The sequence below is a fragment of the Leucothrix arctica genome (assembly GCF_003172895.1).
Lineage (GTDB): Bacteria > Pseudomonadota > Gammaproteobacteria > Thiotrichales > Thiotrichaceae > Leucothrix > Leucothrix arctica.
This window is the reverse complement of record NZ_QGKL01000004.1, coordinates 131,152-147,460: the sequence shown is the minus strand read 5'-3', so window position 1 is coordinate 147,460 and position 16,309 is coordinate 131,152. Positions and strand designations below refer to the sequence as shown.

Below are 16,309 nucleotides of genomic sequence, written 5' to 3'. Positions count from 1 at the left end.
AAAAAACAAAGGTTTAAGTCCTGATAATATATTAAAAGGTCTTAGACCTTCTTAATGAGCTGTTGAACTAAACCGCTTCGCGGTAGCTTACTGGTTTTCAAGTAATTTTCTATAAATGAGCCAAACTTTAATTGTTATTAAACAGACAATTAAAGGCGGTTTATCATGAAAGTCAGTCCTCTACGCCAACGGATGCTTGATACGTTGGTCCTTCGTGGCTGTTCAGCCAGTACCATCAAGTCGTATGTTTATGCAGTTGAACAGCTGTGTCGATATTATCATCGCTCACCTGAGTTAATCACCCCTGAAGACATTCAGGCTTGGTTATTATGGCTGTTGAAGGCACGCGGCGTGTCAGCGTCTACTTGTCGCCAGTATTTTAATGGTGTGCGCTTTCTCTATGCTTTCGTGCTTGAGGATGTTGCGTTTTCAGACTATCGTTTCACACTCCCCAAAGGGCAACAGCGCTTGCCTGACCTGTTAACGCGTCAGGACGTGCAACGATTAACCCGTCAACCTTCCCACCCGAAGTATCGTTTACTGCTGCTAAGTGCCTATGGCTGCGGCCTTCGCGTCAGTGAGCTAGTGCATATTCGACTCTCTGAGATTGATGGCGAACGTCAATTGCTGCATGTGGTTCAGGGCAAAGGGGGTAAAGACCGCTATGTTCCTATTCCTGAGTCCTTATTGCAGCAATGGAGAGAATATTGGCAACAGTACCGACCCAACCTCTGGCTATTTCCAGGGCAAGAAGGGAATGCATTGAGCATTACCACGGTGCAAAAGTGCTATCGTGCCAGTAAGAAAACAGCAGACATTGGCAAGCAGGGTGGTGTTCACAGTTTGCGGCATGCCTTTGCCACGCATTCGTTGCAGGCAGGTATGCCCATTCATCAGTTGCAACGTATTTTAGGGCATAGCCATCTCAGTACCACGAGTCGTTATACACACTGGTTAGCGGATAGTCCGGGTGACAGCCCAGTGGTTGATTTGGTGAAGGGCCTACATTTTAATCAGTCATGCAGCGACTAGCCCAGGTCGTTAGCCAATTTCAGCCGCAACTACCCACTCTCTCACCGCAGCAGTATAAGGTCTGCCATCAAATACAGCGTTGCCGTACGGCAGCATTGGGCGGTTTTCAATTACATTGCCATGATTGCGGTCAAGCGCAGCGCTTGTATCATGCCTGTCGTAATCGACATTGCCCGCGTTGTCAGCAAGGCGCTAGCGAACAGTGGTTAGAAAGAGAGTTGAGTAATGTCGTTAATGCCCCGTATTTCCATTTAGTGTTTACGTTGCCGCACGACCTAAACGGCTGGGTGCGCCTGCACCCGCGCGTTATTTATAGCGCCCTATTTGCCAGTGTTTGGGAGACGCTTAATACGCTCGGGCACGACTCAAAGCGCCTGAATGGACAATTAGCGGCCACCGCAGTTTTGCATACCTGGGGGCAGAACCTCAGTCAGCATGTACATCTACATTGCTTGATCCCTGGTGGCGCACTCGGAGACGATGGCCATTGGCACGCTGCGAAAAACAACTACCTGTTTCCTGTCAGAGCCTTGTCCCATTTGTTTCGAGGCAAGATGGTCAGCGCCTTACGAGCAGCCAGCTACAAAGGAGAATTGAGCCGTATTACAAATGCTGGTGAGGTCAACAAACGGCTCCGTGAGCTGATGCAAAAGGAGTGGGTTGTTTATGGAAAGCCTTGCCTGCATAAAGCAGAAACCGTTGTACGCTATCTATCGCGCTACACTCGTAAAATAGCCATCAGCGAATCGCGTCTTATCGCCATCGATGAGCACAACGTTACCTTCCGCTATCAGGACTACCGGGACGCCCACTCTAAAGTCATGAGGTTGACGGGTGCGGAGTTCTTGCGGCGTTTCTTACAGCATGTGTTACCGCATGGCTTCATGCGCATTCGCCATTATGGTTGGCTAGCCAATGCCTGTCGTAAGAGGAAGTTGCAGGCAGTCCGTCAGGCCATTGCTAACGCTCAGAATGCGCCATTGAGGCCAAGCAAACCATCAAAAATAGCCCATCCCCACGCCTTTGAAGGCATTCCCTGTCGTTGTGGCCAAGGGATGTTGCGAGTCAGTTATCGACTCGTCCCTTGGCAGCTAGAGTATGGCTGACGACTAAAGGGTTAGGCGTTAAGCAGTCGACTCACTATCCATAAGGATGGGTGATAAGCCGCTGTTGTCTGACGGTTCAAACGGGAAGAAAGTCAGCAGATGTTGTGATATATTTAAACGAATAGGCTTACTATGAGACTGAATTGGACGACGAGTCTGGTCGTTTAATGGGCCAAAATAGATAAGTCATTGAAGGCGAGGTGAGACCATGAAAAGCAATCCCCTTAATAATAAGGTGTGGGACTCCGTAGTACGCGGTTTTGCTCAACCAGACATTTATCCCCAGTGCTGCCGCACTCGGTATAAAATGCTTTAACGTTATGTGTAAAAGAGATTAAATATGCCATTTAGTAAAGAAGAAAAAGAAGCCCTTATAGAACTAAAAGGTGTTGGTCCAACTGTCATCAAAAGATTTGAAGAAATCGGTATTCATTCATTAGAAGAACTAAAACAATATAATGCCGAGGACATAGCAGAAACGGTAGCGAGTATGTTAAATACTACTTGCTGGAAAAACAGCCCTCAAGCTAAATCTGCAATTAATGCAGCAATCAGCTTAGCAAAAAAGTAATGTGGCAGTGTTAAAATTTACACATAACAAACGGCTCAATCTGACCTCCACTGCGTTGCTCGTTTTGTGTTTTTCCGCTACGCTAACACAAAACAATCAACTTCGTTTCGGCAGCTTAGCCGGGCGTTATATGTTCAGGAGAGTACGTTGAATAAAATTAATATTAGTGAAAAGTTTGGATTATTTTCAGAAGAGTGGACTCCAAAAATATTAGCTGAATCAAATGGTCAATTAGTTAAAATAGCTAAAGGTACTGGTGAACTTGTTTGGCATATACATGAAAATGAAGATGAGTTGTTTATTGTGTTTAAAGGTCAACTTACTTTGCAGTTAAGAAATGGAGATGTTGTATTAAATGCGGGTGAAATGTACGTAGTACCTAAAGGTGTAGAGCATTGTCCTACAGCAGAGCCTGATACACATTTCATGATGGTTGAACCTTCATCAACAGAGCATACAGGCGAACATCAAAGTGAAGTAACTGTTTCGTCAGAGAAGCAAGAGTGGATTTAGCATATAACAAGCGCGGTCAGTCGGAAAACTGGGACGCTGCTTCGCAGCTAAAGCCCAGTTTCCGCTGCCGCGAGCGTTATGTTTCCGTGTTACCCACAAACTGTAGACACTCTGTATAGTTAGATTTAACAATTACGGAGGTGCTGAAATGGCACGTAAAAAGTATCAAGCTTATACTGAAGAGTTTCGCCGCGAAGCGGTGAAACGACCTGAAAAAGAAGGTGTTTCCACAGCAACTGTTGCTAGTGAATTAGGGGTTAGTACCCAGCAAATTTATAATTGGCGTCGCCAATTTAATCGTCTTTCAGATAAGCAATTCAATACCGTTCAAAGCGTTGATTATTCTAAGTCGGAAAGCGAAGAGCTTCGCGCACTTGAACGACGAAATGCAGAGTTGGAAAAGGAGTTAGCTTTCGTAAAAAAGGCAGCTGCGTACTTTGCGAAAGACCAAGAGTGAAGTACGCACTCATTCAAGAACATATCGGTTTGTTTACGGTTTCACTAATGTGTCGAGTATTGGGTGTTTCTCGCTCGGGTTATTATCGTCGGCTGGTGTCACCTCAAAGCTGAAAAGCACAACGGCGAGATGAGATGACCGCTCGCGTTATTTGACACTTACATTACCTATAAAGCTCGCAATGGTTCACCTAAAATCATGCAGGAGCTTAAAGCACTAGGTTTTCCATGCTCGGTGAATTACGTCGCTGATATCCTTAGAAAACAAGGGTTGAAGGCACGTAATGGCAAAGCGTTTAGGTATAGCCAGCATAGCTTAGAAATGAACAATGTTGCCGACAATTTGCTCTGGAGAAACTTCAAAGCGGCGGAGCCAAATACAAAGTGGACGACGGATATCACCTACATTTGGGTTAAAAACCGTTGGCTTTATTTAGCGACAGTTATGGATCTTTACTCGCGAAGTATCGTTGGTTGGTCATTAGATACGTCGATGGCATTTAAGCGAAGAAATGTATGTGCAGGCTTAGTGATTCATTCCGATCGTGGTGTGCAATATCGCTCACAACGTTACTTAGACTTTATGGCGAGAAAAGGCGGCAGGCCTAGTATGAGCCGTAAGGGAAACTGCTGGGATAACGCACCGATGGAGTCCTTCTTTAGTCGCCTCAAAGTAGAACTCATTTATGCCGAACAATATGAATCGATTGAAGACGCTAAATCAGGCATCTTTGAGTACATTGAAGTATTTTATAACCGAGTAAGACGACACTCAGCCAATGGGTATGTGAGCCCCGCTGAGTTTGAACGAATGACAGCAATAGCTGCATAAGTGGAGTGTCTACTTTTTATGGGTAACACCAGGTGTTAGCCTTTATAAACGAATAACGTTGATAATTCGGCAAGGGCGCATTGTCAAAGTGTATTATCCTGTCTTTCCACCTGATAAAAATGCAGAAGATGTTATTGCATGGCTTAAAAATAATAGTTTTCTGACTTTTAAACACGAACGCTAAATGTATAAGAGGTGTCTAGCTTTCGTGTTTTTGTTATCAAACAAACAATTTATTACTGCTGTTGCTTATTAAATCTCTCAAATACAATTCTTAAGCTTGATTGCATTCGACCTAGAGAGCGAGCTAGATAACCAATTTCGTCATTTGATTCAGCAAATTTTTGATCCAATTGACCTTTGGACATCGCAACTGCTTGTTCAGAAAGGTGCACTATAGGCCCTACTAATACCACGTCTAACATGACTGATAAAATAAGAACTAATAAAATTATCAAAATAAGACTAGCTATCAAAACCTCTAACGCTGATTTTTTTAAGTTATCAACTAAGTTAGCTTTAGATACATAAACGGATACTTCACCTAATGTCTCTTTGTCTCTTTGAATTATTGAACTACTGGCTTCTGTACTAGCATTTACGATGCCACTAAAATCAACGATTAGCTCTTTATCATTACTTGTTCGTCGTTCCTTAGCTTCAAAAACTTTTTTCTTTTCCGCATCCCAAACGACAATCGCTTTAATTCTCGATTCTTGCATTTCTGCAGTAAGAGCACTTTTTACTTGATCATTATTTAAATCCCACATTGGGATTTTTAAATGATTTGACATTCGTTCTGCTGAAACAATTGACAGCTTTTTTAGATCATCAACTTCTAGCTGATAATCATTCCAAACGCTGTAGGCGGAGAATCCAGCCATCACCAAAAAGACGGGAATTATTAGAGCGAGAGCAATTTTTGTTCTTATGGTTGAGTACCATTTAATTTTAATTAAATTAGACATATTTTATTCATCTAGTGAGGGTTAAAGGAATTGTGGATTAAAATTTTATTGTGCTAATAATTCATCTAAAATCTTTTGGTATTTACCAGAAGCTTTTAGTTTTTTTAATCCCTCGTTAAATGTATTTATGATTTCTTGTCCATTTGGATGCTTCTTAGAAACCAATAAATAAAGAGATGAGGAGTATACTGGTTTAGGGTGAAAGGTTACTGCATCATTCTCCCAAGCTTGAAATTTAGTTCTAAGGATATTTTTTCCTACAAATCTACTAACAGGCATGATGTCTATTCTTTTACGAAGTAGCTTTTTAAAGTTATACAGATCATCTGATGTTTTTTGATTTTTTAGCCTTCCATTTTCAGTTTGTCTTTTGAATTCGTCACCATAGAAATAAGTTCGGACAGAACCAATATCATATTGGTCTAAATCAAATAGATTAGTCCAATCAAAGTCCAAACTCTTGAGGTGAAAGAAGTATATCTCGTCATCTATAATCGGATCAGAAAAAAGGAGTGTTTTTTCCCTCTCTTTATTTTTTCTCCAACCAGGAGTCAGGTCAAATTTTGCCGACTTAGTGAGATCCATTACTCGAGTCCATGAAGTGTATTCATAATCAACAGATACACCTACTTCAGCAAATGCAGATGTGGTGATATTAGTAATTATGCCGCCGTTGCGTAATTTTTTTCCGGAGTATGGAGCGTATTCTCCATTACCTGCTATTACGCTTGTAATTTCATTTGCAATCGCCGAGAAGCTGATTGAAAGAGATAGTGCCAATAGAACAGATTTTACTATTTTCATTACTAATATTCTCTTATTTTAGACTAAATGCGTAAACCAGTTTGTATTATTCCTTGCCAAAAAAGTTTTGCCTAACTCATAAGGGTTAGGGCGGGCGTTTTTCTCTCGCTCGATTTTTTTAAGATAGCGTCAAGCACATAGGCCGATAGTGTGGCTTTCTGTGATTTTATTTGTTTGCGAAGCGCTTCTTCTATCGGCTTTTCTAATCTGATTGATATGGTCATATCAGACTCCTGTATTACAGCTATTGTAGTTTTAATTGCTACTATTGGCAAATAGGAGGCACAGCATTTTCCTTAGAACAAAGCCGACTTAGTGCCTACCTGTTATGACATTAGTAAGCTTATCCCTGTAAGTTTAGCTCAACCCGACGGTTTTTAGTTCGCCCCTCAGGTGTTGCGTTATCTGCAAGAGGGTTGGCTTCATCGTAACCCACTGCAACAAGCATTGAGGCATCAATACTGTGTTGATCGATTAAGTCTACAGCGCGACCAGTTGCAGCGGCTAATGCTTCGATAATATCTATATTTTGCTGAGTCGTAGCGCTTTTTTAGCTCGCACAGCAAGGTCAATATCGCTTTTGTAATGAGCTTTGTTTGTAGCAACAGAACCAAACAGTGTAGCTAATGACAAGTAGGGAAAGGCTTCCAGTGCATGCCTGATGGCGGCTACTTCCTAATTAAAAAATTTTTGTCTACACATACAGTATCGTTTAGTTCGCTTACACATTAAAATGACTCTCTTAGCTTTCCCCCCTTTTTATCAAAAAACTGCTTTATACAAGGATTTACCATGAGTTTTTCGGCTAGCAATACTGTCGTTGTAAGTAACACGTCTGATAATCCATTTGCGATCGATATTGCCTATGCCATGGGGCAGCAGGAAGATATTGCTGACGTAATTAGCATGAAAACGTTCATGAATACTGAGTTTTGTCCTCGTTTCATTTCCGATGAATTGGATATGGAGTCGATCGGTCAAACGCTAGATGGTAAAACCGTCATTATTGTGAGTACCAGTAGTCATACTAAGACCCGACAAGAACTTGCAATGTCTAATTTGCTTATTGCAAGAACAGCGAAAGAAAATGGTGCGACGCGTGTTGTATTGGTTGAGCCTGATTTGTTCTACAGTGCACAGGATCGTGGCCCACATGAAGATCTCGGCGAGACTCACTTCGAGCGTGATATTAAAGATATTAAGAAATTTGACGGCCAAGCATTTACTGCAAAACTCTATGCAGAGTTATTGAAGCTTGCTGGTGTTGATACCGTATTAACTATTCATAATCACTCTTATTCTGTGCAACGGATTTTCTCAGACATATTTGAAGGTGACTTCCATAATTTGATCCCTTATCAAATTTATGCGCATTACTTATTGAATAGCGATATTTTGAACTACGGACCAGAAGGTGAAGGCCTTGTGTTATGTGCACCGGATAAAGGCGCACGTGACTTTGTAAAAGAGATGTACAACACGCTAGGTTTGTCTAAAGCTAAATTTATCATGCTGGATAAAGAGCGTACCAACGAACGCAAAGTGGATATCACACTGCATAGTGAAAGTGAGGATACATTTGAAGGGCTTGATGGTTGCAGTATTGTCTTGTTCGACGACATGGTGCGTACTGGCGGAACTGTCGTCAAATCTTGTAAATTCTTACAGCAAATAAAACCTGAGCGTATGGTGTTTGCCGTTTCGCATTTTTATGCAAGTGATGAAGGTCGTGAGCGTATGGCTCATCCTGCTATCGGTGAGATTTTGACGCTAAACACGTTACCAACGATTTTGAACCGTGATGAACAGGGGCGTTTACGTAAAAAACTTGTTGTCCTGAAAGTTGAAAAGTGGCTTGGACAAAAGCTAGCAAGTATTCTTGATTTGCCTCTACACACAGAAAAAAATCCTTACAAAATTGATATGTCTTCTAAAAATCCACGTTTCAAGCGTAAAATTTGGAACAGCGAAGAATTGCTAGATTTGAATAAGAAATAAGAAATAAGTAACACTTAATGCAAAATTATAAGCTCGACATTGTTCGAGCTTATTTATTGGAAAAAAGGAATATCACAGAACCGTAACCGTCAGTTGGTAAGTATGGATGACCCACAGCAAATACGCCTTGATAATGGTCTAGAGCTGATCTTTGGTGTGTTTACTTTTGATTCGCATCACGCAGCGGTGTAACGATTCTAATTTTTGCTTTAAGACTGAGTTAACCACGCATCTCTTCGCTCTTTTAAGGTTCGTTGGATTAAAATATTCAAGAAACAGGCAGGCATTCCAAGCGTAACTTGATAAGTGCCAAGAAAGCCGAAACCAGACAGCGGCGGTTTGCAAAATACATTAATGCACTTTCCCGCGAAGAAAAACCGACTTAGTGTCTACTTTCATGAGTAACATCAGTAGCTTTGAAAACACCAGATTTTGGGTAGCCAAAGTTAGTTGCGTTAGTCGATGGTGTATTTGAAGCAGTTGGAGAATTTTTCTGATCTAAAAAAATATAACGCACGTTATTTATGTAACTAAACAGGTAGAAGAGAGTTTGATGAGGAGTCATTTGAAATATGCCAAGTACTGTATGGTGCTATTTGTCGCAGTGATCTGCTGTAGCACTGCACTTGGTGCAGAAAACATCTACGCTCCTGGCCATACTGCACTTGATGTTTTTGATGCAGATGGCTTCAAGAGCTCCCCAAGTTGGGTACAGATTTGGGTTGGTTTCATGCTATCAACGTTTGCGGTGGGTATTTTCTTTGTATGGAAGCACGCGTTGGCACGATGGGCTATTGGCGGTCTTATCGCTTCTATGGCAACGGGTCATTATACTTTCGTCCTACTTGGATTACCTTTCCTTGGAGGCTCTATCGCAATCATGCACATCATCTGCTGGACGCCTGCGTTGATATTATTGCTAATAAATCTACCTTTTCTCAATCAGCAAGAGCCTATGGTCTTCCGAATTTGGTCAGGAGTAATGACGGGTGTCATTACTTTTTCCTTTATTTTCGACGTAAGGGACGCCGCAATCTACATCAATCATGTCAGCGACTTAGCTTAGATAGAGAAATGTTTAACAAATTGAACGGAGTTATTTTTGAACTGGGCTGTTGTTACATTATTAAGTTTTATCATCGTATTTTCTGAGGGTTGTTTTTATGGCTTATATAGTGGAGAAATTTACGCATACGGGGCAAGTAGCTTTTTTAGCTTAGTAATATTTTCAACAGTGTTATCTGCAGTTGTTTCCATACTGTGTTGCAGGGTGTTGCTAGCCCTAACAAAGAAGCCTTTTATTGTGATTATCGGTGGCTGGATTATATTTTTTGTTGCAGGGGTATATAGCGCATGGTCGCTACTGTGGTCGGGTTACTTAGCAGACTTTGGTGGAACTTGGACTACACTAGAAATTATAATTGGACTCATATTAGGGCAAAAACACGTGTTGCCAGTGTTTGTTCTTCTTAGTTTTTTGGGTGGTTTTTTACTGGGTAAGCTTCGCGTAAAAACATGAGCCCTGCTTGAACACAGAGATGTCATTACATCATTTATGTCTTAATTATAATTATTTGTTGACAGTGTTATATCTAATATACTTGTTGATAAATATTCTTTAGTGTGGTTATTATAAATTCATGGTGGTAAATAAAGCCAAGCAATGATAATTATCAGACGGTCTAGGTGTGTGCTTCAGTAAAGTGTAGTGCTTATCAAAAGATGGTCATTCGGTGTCGATCAACTGCTTTTAAACTCAATAATTGGCTCTGCATGCCGTATCGCTGACAGCAAGTTGGTGGGCGTGTAATGGAGTTGTATTGCAGGGTTGCGTGGGTTTTCTTTGAGCAATGCTACCAGAGCTGAAAATGTTCCAATATCCGTGAGGAGGATAGTATGTTTAAGAAAATTTTAGGAAGCACAGTTACGTCTGGTCTACCTTCCGTAAAATTGTTAGCGTCGATTGCCGTTGCTGTCACTATTACTGCCGTCAGTGCAGTAAGCGCACAGGCTGCAGATTTCCCAAGTAAACCTATCACGATTATAGTGCCCTACGGCGCAGGTGGCGGAACAGATACCACGGGTCGTTTCCTAGCAAATGAAGCAGAGAAGTACTTCAGTCAACCGATTGCGGTAGTCAATCGCTCTGGAGCTGGTGGTACTGTTGGTACTACCGCAGCAGCGGCAGCTAAGCCTGATGGGTACACCTTATATTTTGGCGCTTCTGATGCATTGGTGACAGCACCTCACTCTCTGAAAGTCCCTTATACGGTAGACAATTTTCGAGGGATTGTAGGGGTGAGTTATGCGCCCAGCAGTATTGCGGTACGGACTGACTCGCCATGGAAAACGCTGGATGATTTCCTTGCCGAAAAGGGTACAGATACGATTATCGATCGCGGTCATTCAGGGGTAGGTGGCGTTCACCATACACTTTTGAAGTCGCTATTCCTTGAAACGGGTATCAAGTTCCGTGACATCCCATTTCAGGGTGGATCGAAGGCAATAGCAGCATTGCGTGGTGGGCATGTCGACCTGATTGGCGGTACGCCGGGATCTATGATGGCGAGCGTCGAGGCCGGAGAAATAAGGGTTCTGGCATTGTCTTCAGCGGAACAACTAGATGCTTTTCCAGGCGTTCCGACATTCAAGGAAAAAGGGGTAGACATCGTTGCAACGGTTGAGTGGTATTTACTTGCTCCGAAAGACACGCCAGATGAGGTTGTCGCTATCTTGGAAGAGGCCTTTATGAAGGCAGCAAGTAGTGATGAATTTAAGGCTTTCACGGTTACTCGAAAACAGGAAAGTTTAGTGCGAAATGCTAAAGACATTATGGCTAAGGTCAAGGCTGACTCAGCGTTCTTTGGCGAGGTGATTAAGAAGAAGTAACACGCTGCAGCGCGGGCATCGACTACCCGTGCTGCATGTTTTAAGTACGTTACATATTCCATAAACCATGGAGGCAGCTATATGACGAGTTCTGGCGTTTTTCTAAGAGGTAATGTTTCATCTATCACGACCTTGTTGATCGGTTTGTTTTTCTTTCTGAGTATCCCTTCGCAGATTGGTATCTCCGAGAGTACCGACCTGAGCGGCGTTAACTCACGTACGATGCCATATTTGATTGCATCGGCGATCATCCTCTTGAGTCTTTACACAATCGTTTCTAACATATTCGCTAACAGGAAAGTCGAGACGGTCAAATCAAACGACGAGCCGAACGAAATAACCAGCTATGGGCGGGTGTTTCTTGCGTTTGTCGCAATCGCATTGTGGATCGTTATTGTGCCTTACCTCGGATTCAATATTACAACGATTATGCTAGTCACGACGATCATGATAATTATCGGAAAATGCCGCTGGTGGCAAATTGCCATTGTTGCGCTGGCGTTGAGCTTTCCGATTAATTACCTATTGGCAGCTGTTTTGAAAGTGTACTTGCCAAGCGGAAGTGTTTTTGGGTAGCCAAGGGGTAGATAATGTTTGAAAATTTCTTATATGCAATAAGCGTCGTATTCTTGTGGGAGAATATCGTCTTGATTATTGTGGGAACGGCAATTGGTATGGTCTTTGGGGCCTTACCTGGGTTGACCGTCACCCTTGCCGTTACATTGGTTTTACCATTTACGTTTGATCTTTCACCTGAGTCAGGGATTATTCTCTTAACGGGGGTTTACTGCTCAGGGACTTACGCAGGCTCGATCTCGGCAATTTTGATTAATACACCGGGCACTCCGTCTTCGGCTGCTACCGCTTGGGACGGGTATCCATTGACACAAAAGGGACGCTCACTTGAGGCGCTTAGTGTTGGCTTACACGCTTCCGTTATAGGTGGTTTGATAAGCGCGGTTGCGCTTATTTTCTTTGCTCCAATGCTTGCTAAAACAGCGTTGGCATTTGGTCCTCCAGAGCGTTTTGCGCTGACCTTTTTTGGTTTGACGATCATTGCTAGGGTGAGCGGAGTATCTCTGTCAAAGGGGCTGATATCGGCCTTGTTCGGCTTGCTCATCGCATCGGTTGGTGTCGATCCAATCATGGGAGTACCCCGTTTTTCCTTTAATACATTCTACCTCTATGGCGGTGTTGGCATGATTGAGGTATTCATCGGGATATTTGCTATCGCCGAAATCTTTAATCAAATTGGAAAGCGTGCCGTGATGGCTCAGCATTCCAAAAGTGACTCACAGACGAAAACTATTCGTTGGAAAGAGATCGTTCCGCACTATTGGACGGTCGTAAAGTCTAGCGTTATTGGAATTATCATCGGTGTTGTTCCTGGAACTGGCGGCAGCATCGCCTCTTTTATCGCTTATGACGAGGCAAAAAGATCATCGAAAGAACCAGAACTTTTCGGGAAAGGTAGCTTGGAGGGTATTGCTGCCGCTGAGAGTGCGAATAACGGTGTCACCGCTGCGACGCTCATTCCAACACTGACGCTGGGAATACCGGGTAATACGGTTGCCGCGATCTTCCTTGGGGCGTTATTAATACATGGCTTAACACCTGGTCCGCAGCTTTTCGTCAACCAAGGCGGGCTTATGTATACCATCATGGTTAGCTTCATTATGGCGAATATAGTGATGTATTTTCAGGGGCGACTTGCGCTAAAATGGTTTGATAAAATCGTCAATATTCCATCATCCATTCTGTTGCCAATCATTCTTACCATGTGTTTAGTTGGCGCCTATACCATCTCGAATTCTTTGAACGGGGTGATTGTCGCCTTGATCTTTGGTTGTGTCGGTTATGCGATGATCAAGTTTGAATATCCCTCTGCTCCGATGGTGATTGCGATCATATTGGGTGGAATGGTGGAAGAGTCGATGCGCCAATCGCTGATATTGTCGGATGGTAGCCCTATGATTTTCCTTACACGACCACTGTCACTGGCATTTTTCGTGCTGACTATATTCGTGACATTCTCACCCATGGTTATTAAACAATGGAAAAAACGCCGTAATGGCGGAGGTCAGGCATAACTTAGGTAGGGCAGCAGAAGCATTGGTTGATGTGCTTATGTGCTTCAAAAAAGTCTCCAAACCCAGTTTAAAGGATTGGAGACTTTATCGGTTAAGGCTTATCTAGCAAGCTTCTTCCTGCATATTCAGTTCAACTCGGCGATTTTTAGTTCGGCCCTGATGTGTTGCGTTATCTGCAATAGGGTTGGCTTCCCCGTAACCTGCAGGAAAAAGCATTGAAGCATCAATGCCGTGCTGATCGACTAAATATTTATAGACCGCTTCTGCACGTTTTTGTGACAGTGCCAGATTACTAGCGCTGCTGCCGCTACTGTCGGTATACCCCGCGATTTCGTAGTCAACATATCTAACATTTTGTAGCTTATTGGCAAGTTCGCTTAAGATGTCTTCAGAGTCTTCGGTCAGTTCATCGGAGCCGCTATGGAACGCAACACCCTCTAGAGAAAGGCTTGCGGGATCGGGTAGGTCGTTAGCAGTGCCATAACCTTCGATGTCGGAAATAATAATGTCTTCTGATTCGACAACATCGTCATATAGCACCCAGCCAGTGCCACCGTTCTCGGAGGGGAGGCGTAACCACAAGTCGGTTGTTGAGTCATCTTCCTTATCTAGTGCCTCACTTTGAAATTCACGTCCATCGATCACATAGTTTTCATCGTTGTATCGGTATAGCGCATAGCCCTCACTGTGATAGACAAGGAAATGCAAAGTGTCCCCTTGTGTTAGCTCAAGCGTGATCTCTTTGCTATCTGACTGGCGGGTAGCTAGTACTTTTGCATCACCAGTAATACTGAGGGCGGCCACTTCCGTCACGGATCTAAACAGCAGATCATCACTCTCATTTCGTTGACTATTCCAAGGGGAGTAGGTGGCTAGTTTAGGCACTGGGCATAGAACATCTTTGACTGCACTTAGTCTCATTTCAGCGCGTCCCATCAATTCAACGCCATCAGATATTACGGAAAATTGAGCAGGGTACTCACCGGGCCAAAAGTCTGCAAAGTACCACGTTCTTTCATAGCCTTCGACTAAGCCCATTGCGTTATTGATCTTCATACTTCCCCCGAAACTTACGTTCAATTTATGAGGTATAAGCTTAGTAGTTAAGTCTGGGAATAACTGAAAAAGTTACGAATGATAAATAATGTTTATTGGTTTAAGATCCAGACTTACAGAACGGTGATGCAGTTTGCGCAAGTGCTTTTTAATAATAGGTCGTTGTACGATGAAAGTTTCACTAATAAATAAAATATTACTCTACCTAGAAATGATACCGATCATGATCCTTTTAATATTGTCGTTATTTCTGTTGTTAGGGGCTTCTGGGCCAATAAATATCTTGCTAGTGGTCTTGTCTATTTCAAGCATGGTTTCACTGATTAATCTCATTTTAAAAACGATTTCGGGTGATGTTGATGATATAAATGTCTGGTATATCTATTTAGCTCATATAGGGTTGGCGATAACAATCATGGGAGCATTGGTGCTGCTGATTGATGGGAATGGGTTTAAAAGCCACACACCTGGCGTACCTTATTCTGCTTTCTCGTTTGGGCTGGTCGTTTGTGTGCCATATTTACATGTGATGATTATCAATAAAATTCTTTAAAAAAACGCTAGATAAACAAGAGAGATAAAGCTCTATTTATAATATGAATGATGTAATTTTATGTTTATAGGCCAAGTATCAAAGTCCACGGGCGCGACTCGCAAGGCGATTCGTCATTATGAATCTATTGGGCTAATAGCCACTCCTGAAAGAAAGGGAAGTTACCGTTTCTATAGTGATCATGATGTGACGGTTATCTTGATGATCCGCCAAGCTCAATCACTTGGTTTTAGTTTGTCCGAGCTAAAAGAGGTGGTGTCAAAGAAAACGACTGAAAAGAAGCTTCCTTTTGATCTCATTTGTGCACTCATTGACAGTAAAAAGTTGGCATTGCAAAAGCAAGCAGAACAACTACTGACGCAAGCAACTAACTTAGAAAACTTTAAAGCGGATTTATTGAAAACACTGTCTTGACTCGCCCCCTAAGGGCAAGGTTTACAGTGCAGACTTTCATAATCGAAAGGGTAGTATCAATGAGCTTCAGAGATAAAACGGTTTTAATTACAGGCGCGTCTTCTGGTATCGGTAGAGAGTTTGCAGTACAGCTTGCTAAGCAAGGCGCGAATCTGATCATTACTGCACGTTCAGAAGGTGAGCTTGAGAGTTTGGCCGCAAGCTTACAAGCAAGTCACAGTAATATTTGGGTGAAGGTCGTTCCGCTTGACCTGTTGCAAGCAGATAGCGTTAAAACCCTGTATTCAACCATTGAAAGTATGAATCTGTCAGTCGACTATCTCATCAATAACGCAGGCTTCGGTAAGTTTTGTGAGTTCACTGCTGAGGGCTTTGATACTTATCAAAAAATGCTAACGCTGAATATAAATGCTTTATCGGAGCTGAGTTATGTGTTTCTTCCTCATATGAAGGCACAGAATGCTGGGGGTATCATTAATGTCGCTTCAATAGGCTCTTTTCAGCCGCTACCTTATCAAGCCGTATATGGTGCGTCTAAAGCGTATGTGTTGAGCTTTTCAGAAGCCTTGTCGGGAGAGTTGTTAGATTCCAATGTTCATGTGATGGCGCTTTGTCCAGGCACAACCGAGTCTAACTTTATGACCAATGCAAATGCGGACACTTCTAAGATGAACCTCATGCCAGCGAGTGAAGTGGTCAGTGGTGCATTAAGCGCTTTTGCAAAGCGTCGTCATTACGTTATATCAGGTCGTATTAACTACTTAGTCTCTTTGGTGCCTCGTATAGTTACTCGTCTTAAAACGATTAAGATTGTTGCGAGTATGTTTAAAGAGAGTGTGTTGAAGAAGCAAGGTGCGTAACTTAGGCTTCTACTATATCTAGGGCTTATAGTGGAAGTATTCAAGTCATGAGTCTTTCACTGTAAGCAAAATAATTTTATTTGAGGTTATCAATGAATCTAAATTTAAAGGTGGATATTATTGAAGCACAGCCATCTGATAGCGAGTTTGCTTGCCGAGTCAGTCAA

The 16,309-nt window shown here is 42.6% G+C and carries 20 protein-coding genes; 16 read left to right on the top strand and 4 right to left on the bottom strand.

The annotated features are described in order from the left end of the window. Nucleotides 1-165: 165 nt before the first annotated feature. The 6 genes from DKT75_RS00875 (at nucleotide 166) to DKT75_RS00850 (ending at nucleotide 4,510) form a co-directional block, all read left to right on the top strand. Nucleotides 166-1,032 (top strand): tyrosine-type recombinase/integrase, encoded by an 867-nt coding sequence (locus DKT75_RS00875; protein ID WP_109821551.1) that lies wholly within the window; start codon nucleotides 166-168, stop codon nucleotides 1,030-1,032. Continuing rightward, on the top strand, nucleotides 1,020-2,138 hold the full coding sequence (locus DKT75_RS00870; RefSeq protein WP_109821550.1) for an IS91 family transposase: 1,119 nt from the start codon (nucleotides 1,020-1,022) through the stop codon (nucleotides 2,136-2,138). Before DKT75_RS00875 ends, DKT75_RS00870 begins: the two co-directional genes overlap by 13 nt. A gap of 340 nt (nucleotides 2,139-2,478) precedes the next feature. Further along, a complete protein-coding gene (locus DKT75_RS00865) occupies nucleotides 2,479-2,709 on the top strand; it encodes a hypothetical protein (RefSeq protein WP_109821549.1) in 231 nt (76 codons plus the stop codon). Between the two features lie 147 nt (nucleotides 2,710-2,856). Next, nucleotides 2,857-3,222: a cupin domain-containing protein gene (locus DKT75_RS00860; RefSeq protein WP_109821548.1), complete on the top strand. Its 366-nt coding sequence runs from the start codon at nucleotides 2,857-2,859 to the stop codon at nucleotides 3,220-3,222. Nucleotides 3,223-3,370: 148 nt separating this feature from the next. Next, nucleotides 3,371-3,679 carry a transposase gene (locus tag DKT75_RS00855; RefSeq protein WP_211665106.1) on the top strand — a complete coding sequence of 103 codons (309 nt, stop codon included), beginning with the start codon at nucleotides 3,371-3,373 and terminating at the stop codon, nucleotides 3,677-3,679. 162 nt (nucleotides 3,680-3,841) lie between these two features. Further along, nucleotides 3,842-4,510: an IS3 family transposase gene (locus tag DKT75_RS00850; RefSeq protein WP_281271398.1), complete on the top strand. Its 669-nt coding sequence runs from the start codon at nucleotides 3,842-3,844 to the stop codon at nucleotides 4,508-4,510. Between the two features lie 236 nt (nucleotides 4,511-4,746). Here the strand turns inward: DKT75_RS00850 and DKT75_RS00845 are convergent, their stop codons facing one another. From DKT75_RS00845 to DKT75_RS22440, 3 genes are all read right to left on the bottom strand, one after another. Further along, nucleotides 4,747-5,478 (bottom strand): HAMP domain-containing protein, encoded by a 732-nt coding sequence (locus tag DKT75_RS00845; protein WP_109821546.1) that lies wholly within the window; start codon nucleotides 5,476-5,478, stop codon nucleotides 4,747-4,749. 45 nt (nucleotides 5,479-5,523) lie between these two features. After that, nucleotides 5,524-6,282 carry a substrate-binding periplasmic protein gene (locus DKT75_RS00840; protein WP_109821545.1) on the bottom strand — a complete coding sequence of 253 codons (759 nt, stop codon included), beginning with the start codon at nucleotides 6,280-6,282 and terminating at the stop codon, nucleotides 5,524-5,526. A 522-nt stretch (nucleotides 6,283-6,804) separates the two neighbouring features. After that, on the bottom strand, nucleotides 6,805-6,933 hold the full coding sequence (locus tag DKT75_RS22440; protein ID WP_425451385.1) for a nucleotidyltransferase domain-containing protein: 129 nt from the start codon (nucleotides 6,931-6,933) through the stop codon (nucleotides 6,805-6,807). Nucleotides 6,934-7,074: 141 nt separating this feature from the next. On the opposite strand from DKT75_RS22440, the gene DKT75_RS00830 reads away from it, so the two are divergent. The 7 genes from DKT75_RS00830 (at nucleotide 7,075) to DKT75_RS00805 (ending at nucleotide 13,259) form a co-directional block, all read left to right on the top strand. Then, a complete protein-coding gene (locus tag DKT75_RS00830; RefSeq protein ID WP_109821543.1) occupies nucleotides 7,075-8,280 on the top strand; it encodes a phosphoribosyltransferase family protein in 1,206 nt (401 codons plus the stop codon). A 39-nt stretch (nucleotides 8,281-8,319) separates the two neighbouring features. Next, on the top strand, nucleotides 8,320-8,472 hold the full coding sequence (locus tag DKT75_RS21770; RefSeq protein ID WP_158278766.1) for a hypothetical protein: 153 nt from the start codon (nucleotides 8,320-8,322) through the stop codon (nucleotides 8,470-8,472). Between the two features lie 361 nt (nucleotides 8,473-8,833). Beyond that, nucleotides 8,834-9,346, top strand: coding sequence for a hypothetical protein (locus DKT75_RS00825; protein ID WP_146201294.1), 513 nt, complete (start codon nucleotides 8,834-8,836; stop codon nucleotides 9,344-9,346). 36 nt (nucleotides 9,347-9,382) lie between these two features. Next, a complete protein-coding gene (locus tag DKT75_RS00820; protein ID WP_109821541.1) occupies nucleotides 9,383-9,799 on the top strand; it encodes a hypothetical protein in 417 nt (138 codons plus the stop codon). A 377-nt stretch (nucleotides 9,800-10,176) separates the two neighbouring features. After that, nucleotides 10,177-11,169 (top strand): tripartite tricarboxylate transporter substrate binding protein, encoded by a 993-nt coding sequence (locus DKT75_RS00815; RefSeq protein WP_109821540.1) that lies wholly within the window; start codon nucleotides 10,177-10,179, stop codon nucleotides 11,167-11,169. 81 nt (nucleotides 11,170-11,250) lie between these two features. Further along, nucleotides 11,251-11,745: a tripartite tricarboxylate transporter TctB family protein gene (locus tag DKT75_RS00810; RefSeq protein WP_109821539.1), complete on the top strand. Its 495-nt coding sequence runs from the start codon at nucleotides 11,251-11,253 to the stop codon at nucleotides 11,743-11,745. 71 nt (nucleotides 11,746-11,816) lie between these two features. Continuing rightward, on the top strand, nucleotides 11,817-13,259 hold the full coding sequence (locus DKT75_RS00805; RefSeq protein ID WP_211665105.1) for a tripartite tricarboxylate transporter permease: 1,443 nt from the start codon (nucleotides 11,817-11,819) through the stop codon (nucleotides 13,257-13,259). Nucleotides 13,260-13,361: 102 nt separating this feature from the next. On the opposite strand, the gene DKT75_RS00800 is transcribed toward DKT75_RS00805, so the two are convergent. Next, a complete protein-coding gene (locus DKT75_RS00800) occupies nucleotides 13,362-14,315 on the bottom strand; it encodes an OmpA family protein (protein ID WP_109821537.1) in 954 nt (317 codons plus the stop codon). A 169-nt stretch (nucleotides 14,316-14,484) separates the two neighbouring features. Between DKT75_RS00800 and DKT75_RS00795 the strand changes: the two genes are divergently transcribed. Genes DKT75_RS00795 through DKT75_RS00785 form a run of 3 tightly spaced genes read left to right on the top strand, consistent with a single transcriptional unit; the run spans nucleotide 14,485 to nucleotide 16,142 of the window. Then, nucleotides 14,485-14,868, top strand: a complete 384-nt coding sequence (locus DKT75_RS00795; RefSeq protein ID WP_109821536.1) for a hypothetical protein — start codon at nucleotides 14,485-14,487, stop codon at nucleotides 14,866-14,868. A gap of 60 nt (nucleotides 14,869-14,928) precedes the next feature. Further along, nucleotides 14,929-15,282: a MerR family transcriptional regulator gene (locus DKT75_RS00790; RefSeq protein WP_109821535.1), complete on the top strand. Its 354-nt coding sequence runs from the start codon at nucleotides 14,929-14,931 to the stop codon at nucleotides 15,280-15,282. Nucleotides 15,283-15,341: 59 nt separating this feature from the next. After that, the gene (locus tag DKT75_RS00785; RefSeq protein WP_109821534.1) at nucleotides 15,342-16,142 is read left to right on the top strand and encodes an SDR family NAD(P)-dependent oxidoreductase; all 801 of its coding nucleotides are present in this window, start codon (nucleotides 15,342-15,344) and stop codon (nucleotides 16,140-16,142) included. Nucleotides 16,143-16,309: the final 167 nt, after the last annotated feature.

Excerpts from the sequence above, each read along its gene's own strand:
- DKT75_RS00875 (WP_109821551.1), top strand. The coding sequence starts at position 166 with ATGAAAGTCAGTCCTCTACGCCAACGGATGCTTGATACGTTGGTCCTT.
- DKT75_RS00870 (WP_109821550.1), top strand. The coding sequence starts at position 1,020 with ATGCAGCGACTAGCCCAGGTCGTTAGCCAATTTCAGCCGCAACTACCC.
- DKT75_RS00865 (WP_109821549.1), top strand. The coding sequence starts at position 2,479 with ATGCCATTTAGTAAAGAAGAAAAAGAAGCCCTTATAGAACTAAAAGGT.
- DKT75_RS00855 (WP_211665106.1), top strand. The coding sequence starts at position 3,371 with ATGGCACGTAAAAAGTATCAAGCTTATACTGAAGAGTTTCGCCGCGAA.
- DKT75_RS00845 (WP_109821546.1), bottom strand. The coding sequence starts at position 5,478 with ATGTCTAATTTAATTAAAATTAAATGGTACTCAACCATAAGAACAAAA.
- DKT75_RS00840 (WP_109821545.1), bottom strand. The coding sequence starts at position 6,282 with ATGAAAATAGTAAAATCTGTTCTATTGGCACTATCTCTTTCAATCAGC.
- DKT75_RS00830 (WP_109821543.1), top strand. The coding sequence starts at position 7,075 with ATGAGTTTTTCGGCTAGCAATACTGTCGTTGTAAGTAACACGTCTGAT.
- DKT75_RS00825 (WP_146201294.1), top strand. The coding sequence starts at position 8,834 with ATGAGGAGTCATTTGAAATATGCCAAGTACTGTATGGTGCTATTTGTC.
- DKT75_RS00815 (WP_109821540.1), top strand. The coding sequence starts at position 10,177 with ATGTTTAAGAAAATTTTAGGAAGCACAGTTACGTCTGGTCTACCTTCC.
- DKT75_RS00810 (WP_109821539.1), top strand. The coding sequence starts at position 11,251 with ATGACGAGTTCTGGCGTTTTTCTAAGAGGTAATGTTTCATCTATCACG.
- DKT75_RS00800 (WP_109821537.1), bottom strand. The coding sequence starts at position 14,315 with ATGAAGATCAATAACGCAATGGGCTTAGTCGAAGGCTATGAAAGAACG.
- DKT75_RS00795 (WP_109821536.1), top strand. The coding sequence starts at position 14,485 with ATGAAAGTTTCACTAATAAATAAAATATTACTCTACCTAGAAATGATA.
- DKT75_RS00790 (WP_109821535.1), top strand. The coding sequence starts at position 14,929 with ATGTTTATAGGCCAAGTATCAAAGTCCACGGGCGCGACTCGCAAGGCG.
- DKT75_RS00785 (WP_109821534.1), top strand. The coding sequence starts at position 15,342 with ATGAGCTTCAGAGATAAAACGGTTTTAATTACAGGCGCGTCTTCTGGT.